This is a genomic window from Arthrobacter sp. 2RAF6 (genome assembly GCF_052115205.1).
Lineage (GTDB): Bacteria > Actinomycetota > Actinomycetes > Actinomycetales > Micrococcaceae > Arthrobacter.
The window spans coordinates 129,532-137,685 of sequence record NZ_JBFRGF010000009.1 but is presented as its reverse complement, the minus strand read 5'-3'; the positions used below and the strand labels follow the sequence as shown (position 1 = coordinate 137,685).

At 63.3% G+C, this 8,154-nt stretch carries 6 protein-coding genes; 2 read left to right on the top strand and 4 right to left on the bottom strand.

Features of this window, described 5'->3' with window-relative positions; all coding sequences use genetic code 11:
* The 4 genes from AB4Z38_RS09410 to AB4Z38_RS09395 form a co-directional block, all read right to left on the bottom strand.
* On the bottom strand, positions 1–2,625 hold a 2,625-nt coding region (locus tag AB4Z38_RS09410), incomplete at its 3' end, for a N,N-dimethylformamidase beta subunit family domain-containing protein (RefSeq protein WP_441429453.1).
* 235 nt (positions 2,626–2,860) lie between these two features.
* Complete coding sequence (gene lhgO, locus AB4Z38_RS09405; protein WP_441429452.1) at positions 2,861–4,072, bottom strand: L-2-hydroxyglutarate oxidase; 1,212 nt, start codon at positions 4,070–4,072, stop codon at positions 2,861–2,863.
* On the bottom strand, positions 4,069–4,662 hold the full coding sequence (locus AB4Z38_RS09400; RefSeq protein WP_441429451.1) for an acyltransferase: 594 nt from the start codon (positions 4,660–4,662) through the stop codon (positions 4,069–4,071). The genes lhgO and AB4Z38_RS09400 overlap by 4 nt, the downstream gene beginning before the upstream one ends.
* A gap of 180 nt (positions 4,663–4,842) precedes the next feature.
* The gene (locus tag AB4Z38_RS09395) at positions 4,843–5,220 is read right to left on the bottom strand and encodes a cupin domain-containing protein (RefSeq protein WP_441429450.1); all 378 of its coding nucleotides are present in this window, start codon (positions 5,218–5,220) and stop codon (positions 4,843–4,845) included.
* Positions 5,221–5,428: 208 nt separating this feature from the next.
* Between AB4Z38_RS09395 and AB4Z38_RS09390 the strand changes: the two genes are divergently transcribed.
* Positions 5,429–6,568 carry a class I SAM-dependent methyltransferase gene (locus tag AB4Z38_RS09390; protein ID WP_441429460.1) on the top strand — a complete coding sequence of 380 codons (1,140 nt, stop codon included), beginning with the start codon at positions 5,429–5,431 and terminating at the stop codon, positions 6,566–6,568.
* A gap of 243 nt (positions 6,569–6,811) precedes the next feature.
* Complete coding sequence (locus AB4Z38_RS09385) at positions 6,812–8,065, top strand: ROK family protein (protein ID WP_441429449.1); 1,254 nt, start codon at positions 6,812–6,814, stop codon at positions 8,063–8,065.
* Positions 8,066–8,154 lie beyond the last annotated feature (89 nt).

Sequence of the window (8,154 nt, the reverse complement as noted above, 5' to 3'; positions counted from 1 at the left end):
GGTGGTGGTGTTGTAGCTGGTGGTGCCGGGCACGGTGGTGTTGGCGGCGTCTTTGAGGGTGTAGGTGATGGAGGTCGCGGTGACGGCCTGGTTGAAGGTCGCGGTGGGTGCGGTGGTGGTGGGCACGGCGGTGGCGTTGCTGGCCGGGGACGTGGAGGACACCGCGGGGGCCGTGCCTGAGGGATTGAAGATCGCGTCCACCCAGTAGTATTCGGCGTCGTAGGATTCGTTCGGGAACGCCGAGGTAGAACCATAGGCGTAGAGCCCATTGGGGGTGCCGGGAAGGCTCCGCGGATAATGCAACGGAGCACTGTCTACGCGGCTGTTTCCCGCTGGCGGCGGTGACGGATGCGGGTAGAAGTAGGCTGTGTCCTCGGAATAGTGCCCCACCGGAGCGTAATAGGAAACGACGTACACGGTGTTCGCCACGACGGCGAGAGGCGTCGAGAAAGTCACTGTCTGCCAGCCGGTGGCGCTTTCACCGGTGAAGGTTGCAGTGGCCAGCCGCTGCCCACTGGTGGACCAGATGCTGCCCGTGTGTGTTCCGGTATTTTTGCTTGCCTTGTAGAACCGCACTCCGTTTATGGTTCCGTTCACTTCGGAGTAGAACTTTGCGCCCACTTCGATTCCGGTGGGATCCGCCGCATCGGCAACGGCTGGCGAGATGTTCACGCCCGAAAGGGAGCAGGGGCAGGAGATATTGGTGACCACGCCCGACGACGGCGTCTCCACGTTGCCGCTGTCGTCAACAGCACGTGAGCGCAAGGTGGAGGTGGGGTTGCCATGCGCATTCCAGCTAAAGGTCCAATTTGTTGTGCCGGTGGCAGGACGCCAGGTATTTCCGTTGTCGGTGGAGACCTCGACGCCGGCCACCACGCCGCCGGTGTCGGCCGCGGTTCCGCTGACGGTGACGATAGTTCCGTCAGCGATGTTCGCTCCGAAGGATGGTGCAGTGATGGTCGACGTCGGAGGAGTGACATCCGTGGATCGGGTGGCGGCAGTCAGCCCGGTGACGATCGTTGCCGGCTGGACTCCCATGTCCGCGAACAGGTTGACCGTAGCCTGCTGCATGTTCCTGTCCACGGCTTTGCCGGTGGTGAACCCGTCAAGTCCCCACGGCCACTGGACCGTTCCGGCGCCGAAGACGATCGCTCCACTCGAGGCTCTGTACATCGTGAGGTTGTGGGTGGCCGTCTTTCCGGTGGCAGTCTGCGAACCGTAATCCGTGAAGACTTCCGCGGACGTGTTCGTGGTTGCGGACATCTTGAAGAGGCCGGCCGGACGGAATCCGTTGTCGGCGTCGATATCCCATTCGTAACCGAGCGTGCCGATGCCCGCACCAAGGGTCACGGTGGTTCCGGGGGCCATCGTGGCGATCGTCGTGTTCCTCCACATCCGGAGCGCGCTGTATTGCGAGGGAACCGTGATGTCGGTGGTTCCTGAATTGACGACGAAGAACTGGCCTGTCAGCGAGTTTTCGGGGTTTCCTCCACCGGTGGAGGTCCCGAAGCGCGGGTCCCTATAGGTGCCCGTCCAGGCGACCGGGTCGGTTGGTGCGTTGAAATGCGTATCTTTGTAGGCCACCAGTGTCCGGCCGGGCGTGCTGGGTCCGGCGGCGCTCGGTTCCCAGCGTGTCCTCCAGAAGACCTCGTTGCCGCTGAAGAACGCAAGGTTCACTCCGGCGTCGCGGGCGGCTTCGACGTTGGCGCGCTGGTCGCCGGACCAATACTCGTCATGCCCCACGGACATGAATGTCTTGTGGTTGAGCAGCAGGGAACCCTTGGTGGCGACATCGTTGCCGCTCATGTAGCTCATGTCGTACCCGTTGGCTTCCATGAACCGGATCATCGGGTACTCGGAGTACATCAGCCAGCTTCGACCCTGGTCGTCGGCGGCGGAATTGAACGGCCTGTTGTATGAGACTTTGAAGGCCGCCTTATAGGCCTGCGGGTTGCCGGGAGGGCAAGCGACAGTGCAGCTGTAGAGGCTGTTGCCACCGTAGGTGTTGTACGCCTGCCAGGTCTCGTCCGAGGTCTGGAACAACATGTCTGAATGTGCGGCGTCATTCCGGACAACGAACGGCACGATGCTCGCGCCGTTCGTGTCGTTGCGGACGAGCCTTGCGATATAGACGCCGGAGACCGCAGTGGACGGCACCGCCCAGGAAGCAGACACACCCCAGTTTCCGCAGTCGATGAGTCCCGTGTCGGAGTATGTGTTGCAGGCCGGCTGTGATTGCGGCAGTGCAACGGAGGGGAGCAGGTTCGAGGCAACCTTGCGGGCCCCCAAGCCCTGGTAGTAACCAAGCCGGTACACATCGATGTGGTAGGCCGACGCCGGCGTCAGAATCTTGAACGAGATCGTCTGGCCTATATTGACGCTCATCGACGTGCCGTAACCCTGGATCGTGGAGTCTCCGGCTCCGGAGACCTGCCATTCCGAGGCAGGGTTCCCGGCCAGCGTGTTCTCGCAAGCAACCGGATTGGTCACCGGCGCTGCGCATGGATCTGTGGCCGCGACGGCGGAGACCGCCATCTGTAACGGCAGGAGCGTCCCGATCATGGCCAGTACGGTCGGCAGGACCGCGCGGCGCACAGCCAAAGGGAAATTTCGGTTGTTGCTCATGTCGCGACCTGCTTCTGTCATTGGTTTCAGGCACTCAATGACGGAAGCATATGGAGCCGGCCGGGAGCGTGGCACGAGTGCCGGTACCCGTTTTTTTGGCCGCCGCACGTCGGGGACGGCGGTCGTTTACCTGTTTTTTGGCTTCGGATACGCGGAAATGCCAGCGGATGTCGGAGCGAACCCCGGGGAGCAGGGAGGAAATGGCTGCGCGGGTGGACCTGTCAGGTGCCTTGGATCAGGAGAGTCGGGCTCGTCCCATTGCCTCGGCCACGATGTGCTCGGCGATGGCCATCGACGATGTCGCGCCCGGCGACGGAGCGTTCCGTACGTGGAGGACGCGGCTCGTGCCCGTAATCACGAAGTCATCGACGAGGCTGCCGTCGGAAGTCATTGCCTGCGCCCGGATTCCGCGAGGGCCGCGCGTGACATCGCGCGGCAGGATGTCCGGGACGTACTTCTGTGCCTCCTTGACGAAGGCGCGGGTGTTCATCATCGTGCGCGCCTCCCGGGCGGCTGCGGGCAGATTGCCTGCAGCGAACCGCCAGAATCCCGGGAACCCCAGCACGGCGCGGAGGTCGACGGGGGAAAATTGCGCGCGGCGGTAGGCTTCCCGGCCGCCCGCCAGGAAAGCATTGGGGCCTACCAGGATGGCGCCGTCGATGCGTTTGGTCAGATGGACACCAAGGAAGGGGTATTTCGGGTCCGGCACGGGATAGATCAGGCCCTTGACCAAAGAACGCTTCTCGGGCCGGAGCAGGAAATAGTCGCCGAAAAAGGGCACAATACGGGGGTCCGCGGGGTCTCCGGCGGCGTGGGCCAGCCGATCCGACTGCAAGCCGGCACAGGTGATCACGACGTCGAAGGCTTCAGTTCCGCGGGAGGACCGTATCCGCACCTCGCGGCCATGGTCTTCCACACCGGTCACGGCGAGTCCCAGCAGGATGTTCCCGCTTGCGGCACGTACGTCCTGGGCCAAGGCATTGGTGATGGCACGGTAATCGACTATCGCGGTGCGCGGCGAATGCAGGGCGGCCAGGCCGCGGGCATGCGGCTCGATCATGGTGAGTTCATCCGCGCCGACCATGCGGACGTTCGGCACGCCATTGGCGATGGCCCGGGCGTGTATCGCCTTGAGCCGGTCAAGTTCGCGGGCATTGTGGGCGACGACTACTTTGCCGCACTCCTCGTAGCCGAGATTCTTCTCCGCCGCGAACTGCCGGAGCAGGTCCACACCGCGGCGGCAGAGTCTCGCCTTCAAGCTTCCAGGCTCGTAGTAGAGCCCGGCATGCACAACGCCGCTGTTGTGGCCGGTCTGGTGTCCGCCTAGCCCGATTTCCTTCTCGAATACCGTGACGTCCACGTTGTCGAGGCTGCGGGTGAGCTCGCGTGCCACGGCGACGCCGATGATTCCGCCTCCGACGACGGCGGCACGGACTCTGCCGCTCATACCGCGCGCGCTTCTGTCAGGGTGTCTCCGTCTTTGATGTAGCGCTCTCCCGTCGCGGGGCACACCAGTTCATCGCCGTCGGGCCGAAGGGGATGTCCGGACTTGCCAACCCAGCCGATTTGCCTGGCGGGAACTCCGGCAACCAATGCGAAGGCCGGAACGTCCCGGACGACCACCGCGCCCGCGGCAACGGTTGCCCACCTGCCGATCGTTATGGGCGCGATGCACACCGCGCGGGCGCCGATTGCCGCGCCGTCTTCCACGATCACACCCACAGGTGTCCAGTCGTCGGCCGACTTTAGCGTTCCGTCGGGGCTCACCGCCCTGGGGTACGTGTCGTTGGTGAGTACGGCTGCCGGGCCGATGAAGACTCCGGCGCCCAACCGGGCGGGCTCATAGACCAAGGCATAGTTTTGAAGCTTGGAGTTGGCTCCTATTTCGACGCCCGGACCGACATAGGCTCCCCGGCCAATGTTGCAGTTTTCGCCGAGGCGGGCACCCTCCCTGATCTGGGCAAGATGCCAGATCCTTGTGCCGTGCCCGATGAACGAATGCTCTGAGACATCGGCGCTTGGTTCAACGAAAGCCATGGAAACACGTCCTCTACTTATCGGTGAATAGGCGGCCGCGTATCCCGCCCGGTGTGAAACTGTCCGTGCGGACGGTCGCCTGCGACGATTGTAGATGCGTTTCGAATTCGGTAGCAGGGCGTACCTGCCAACCCGAGCTCATATTCTTGCCGTCAGGGGGTGACAGGGACGCGCTGACGGCTACTCAGGCTTGACTCCATATTCCGCTGCGCTGACAAACTCGATGGCCGAGTAGGTCTCGTCGCCCACAACCCATGCATTGTGTCCCGGCGGGATGGTGTACGAATCTCCTTTGGAGATGCTGATCTTCTTGCCGTCGGTGGTCTCGACCTCCAGTGCACCGGCAACGCAGTACCCTACGTGGTTGAGCTGGCAGGAATCGGTTTGGACCACAGGTTTGATGCAATCCGCCCAACTCCAGCCCGGTTCGAAGCTGAGGCGGCCGATGGTGTAGTCACCGACAGTGACGTTTTCCACCACGGTTTTCTCCGGCCGTCGGATTTCATCGGGGGAATTGTGCGACTTTACTTCAAGCTGAGTGACGAGGTTGACAGTCATGGTCTGCTCACAAGGGGAGTGGGAGCCTGATCTTCGAGGTCCACAACGTGGCTCGCCCTTCGCAGCGGACCCTGGTGTCCGGGCTGCTGCGGCGCGTGCCGTGCCTTCAGCAGCGGTCGGACGGTCGATTACTTGCAATCTCTACCTTCCTCCGCCACCCCTGTGTTGTCGAGGGTTCCTGAGGAGGATAGATTGGTGCACCGTGACCTTGACCGAGCTGGATGCACACCTTGAGACGCTATTCGGCACCCTCCGCCGCTTCCCCGATGTCGAGGCGGAGAACCTGCAGGCGCACGACGCCACCGATCGCCTCCTTCTTGAGACCGCGGCGGGCTACGTCGCAAATCCGGAAACCCTCGTTGCGGTGATCGGTGACCGCTACGGAGCCCTGACGCTGGGCGCTTTGGCGGCCCTCGGTGTCGGGCACGTCCGGGTGACCCAAGACCTGTACGTCGGCAGGCTTGCGCTGCAACGGAACGCCGATGCGTCCGGGTTGTCCGGCCGCTTTGACCAGTTCGAGCTGGGCGCCGGGTTGCTCGACGGCGCCGAACTGGTGATCATGCAGCTCCCCAAGGCCCTCGCGGAGCTGGAAGAAATCGTCGACGCCGTTGCGCGCTTTGCAGCGCCAAGAGCCGTCCTGCTGGCCGGAGGTCGCGTCAAGCACATGTCCCTGGGCATGAACGCTGTCCTTGAAGGCAGCTTTGAGTCGGTGCAGCCGCAGCTTGCGCAGCGGAAGTCACGTGTCCTGCTTGCCACCGGTCCCAAGCGGCCGGACACACCGCAGCCCTTCCCGGTCTCTGAGCAGAACACCGAGCTGGGGATGACGGTCGGTGCCCACGGGGGTGCATTTTCAGGCACGAAGCTGGATATTGGCACGCGCTTCCTCCTGGGCTTCCTGGACAGGATCCCCGAAGCGCGCCACGCGGTAGACCTTGGCTGCGGGACCGGGATCCTCGCCGCGATGTATGCCCGGAGCCGTCCCAATGCCCGGGTTACCGCAACGGACCAATCGGCGGCAGCAGTCGCGTCCGCCAAGGCAACCGCGGCGGCCAACGGGCTGGCAAATCGAATCACGGTAATCCAGGACGATGCCATGTCCACCTTCGAACCAGGCAGTGCCGACCTCATCCTGCTGAACCCGCCGTTCCACCTCGGCGCCAGCGTCCATGCCGGGGCGGCCACAAAGATGTTCGATGCCGCGGCACGGGTCCTGGCTTCGGGCGGTGAACTCTGGACTGTCTACAACAGTCACTTGCAGTACCGTGCGGCGCTTGAAAGGTTGATCGGTCCCACCACCGAAATCGGCCGGAACCCGAAATTCACCGTGACGCGCAGCGTTAAACGCTAGGCGACGGCGGGGTCAGTGCGGCTCCGACAGCAACTGCCCCTGCAGCTGCTCTTCGAGCAAACTCCTCACCAACTCCGCGGTGATATCCAGCTCGGCCTGCGGCATGAGTGCCATATTCCCGGGCCTCCAATCAGCAATATCGGGGTCCGTTACGCCTGGGCAGCGTGTGGGCATACCGGGACAAGCACACGTGCCGTACGATGCAAATGCAACAGCATTATTCGAATGATTTTAGGGGAATCCGTGACTGAGATCCGCCAGCCGACTCCGAGGCGCGGAACCAATCTGCCCCGCATGGGGGACTTCAACCTGACCGTCATTCTCGACGCGATCAGGCGCTCCTCGGGCGGACTGAGCCGGGTGGAACTCGCCCAAATCGTCGGCCTTTCACCACAGACTATTTCGAACATTTCACGCCGCCTCCTGGATCAACGGCTCATTGTCGAGGCAGGCAAGGAAGGCAGCGGTCCGGGTAAACCCCGCACCATCCTGCGCCTGAATCCTTCAGGAATGTACGCGCTTGGCGTCCATCTTGATCCCGCGGTCATCACCTCCGTGGTCCTGGACCTGGTGGGCGACGTTGTGAAGCACTCCAGGATTCCCACACCGACCGGAAGCAATCCACAGCGCGTCATCGCGGCCATAGCGGAGGAAATCAAGGCGCTGATCGAAGATTCCGGTGTTGATACGGGAAAGATCGCGGGACTTGGCGTCGCCGCGCCGGGACCCATAGACCTCGATGAGGGTACCGTCGTGGATCCGCCCCTCATGACAGGTTGGGACCGGGTGCACCTGAGGGACGCCCTCGCCGAAGCCACCGGTCTCGAGACCCTTGTGGACAAGGACGTCACCAGTGCGGCCGTCGCCGAAACCTGGGCCGGCGGGCCCAGCGGCACCGGAAGTTTCATCTTCATGTATATGGGTACCGGCATCGGTTGCGGCATTGTCCTGAACGATGAAGTTGTCCGCGGAACATCCGGCAACGCCGGCGAAATCGGACACATCATTGTCGATCCGGACGGGCCCGAGTGCGATTGCGGCCTGCGCGGGTGCGTCAAATCTTCCTGCATCCCGCAGGTCCTCGTGGCCGAAGCCGAAGAGCAAGGTGTCCTGAACGGTGGCCGCAAAGGCACCGAGGGCCCGGAAGTGCAGGAAGGCTTCGCCAGGCTGTGCGACGCCGCGGATGCAGGTGACGAACGTGCCATCGCGATCATAGATAAGTCGGCGGTGCTGGTTGCCCGCGCGGTTGCGGTGGTGACGAACACCCTCGACGTCGAACGCGTCGTCTTTGGTGGCCCGTTCTGGGGCCGCATGTCCGAACGTTACTTGGATCGCATTCCTCCGCTGCTCGCGGCCAACAGTGCCGCCAACAGCATCCACGGCATCGAGGTTGTCGGGACCGGCGTGGGCGAAGACGTCGGCGCCATCGGGGCGGCCTGCCTGGTACTCGAACACACGCTTGCGCCGCGCGCCCAGCGGCTCCTGTTGGAAGGCTGAGGCCTTCACCAAGCCCTGCATCGCAGGGCTGCATATATCAATATTGGCAACAGGCTGGGCCAGCTGAAGTGTGGGGGCTGCAGCCGCTT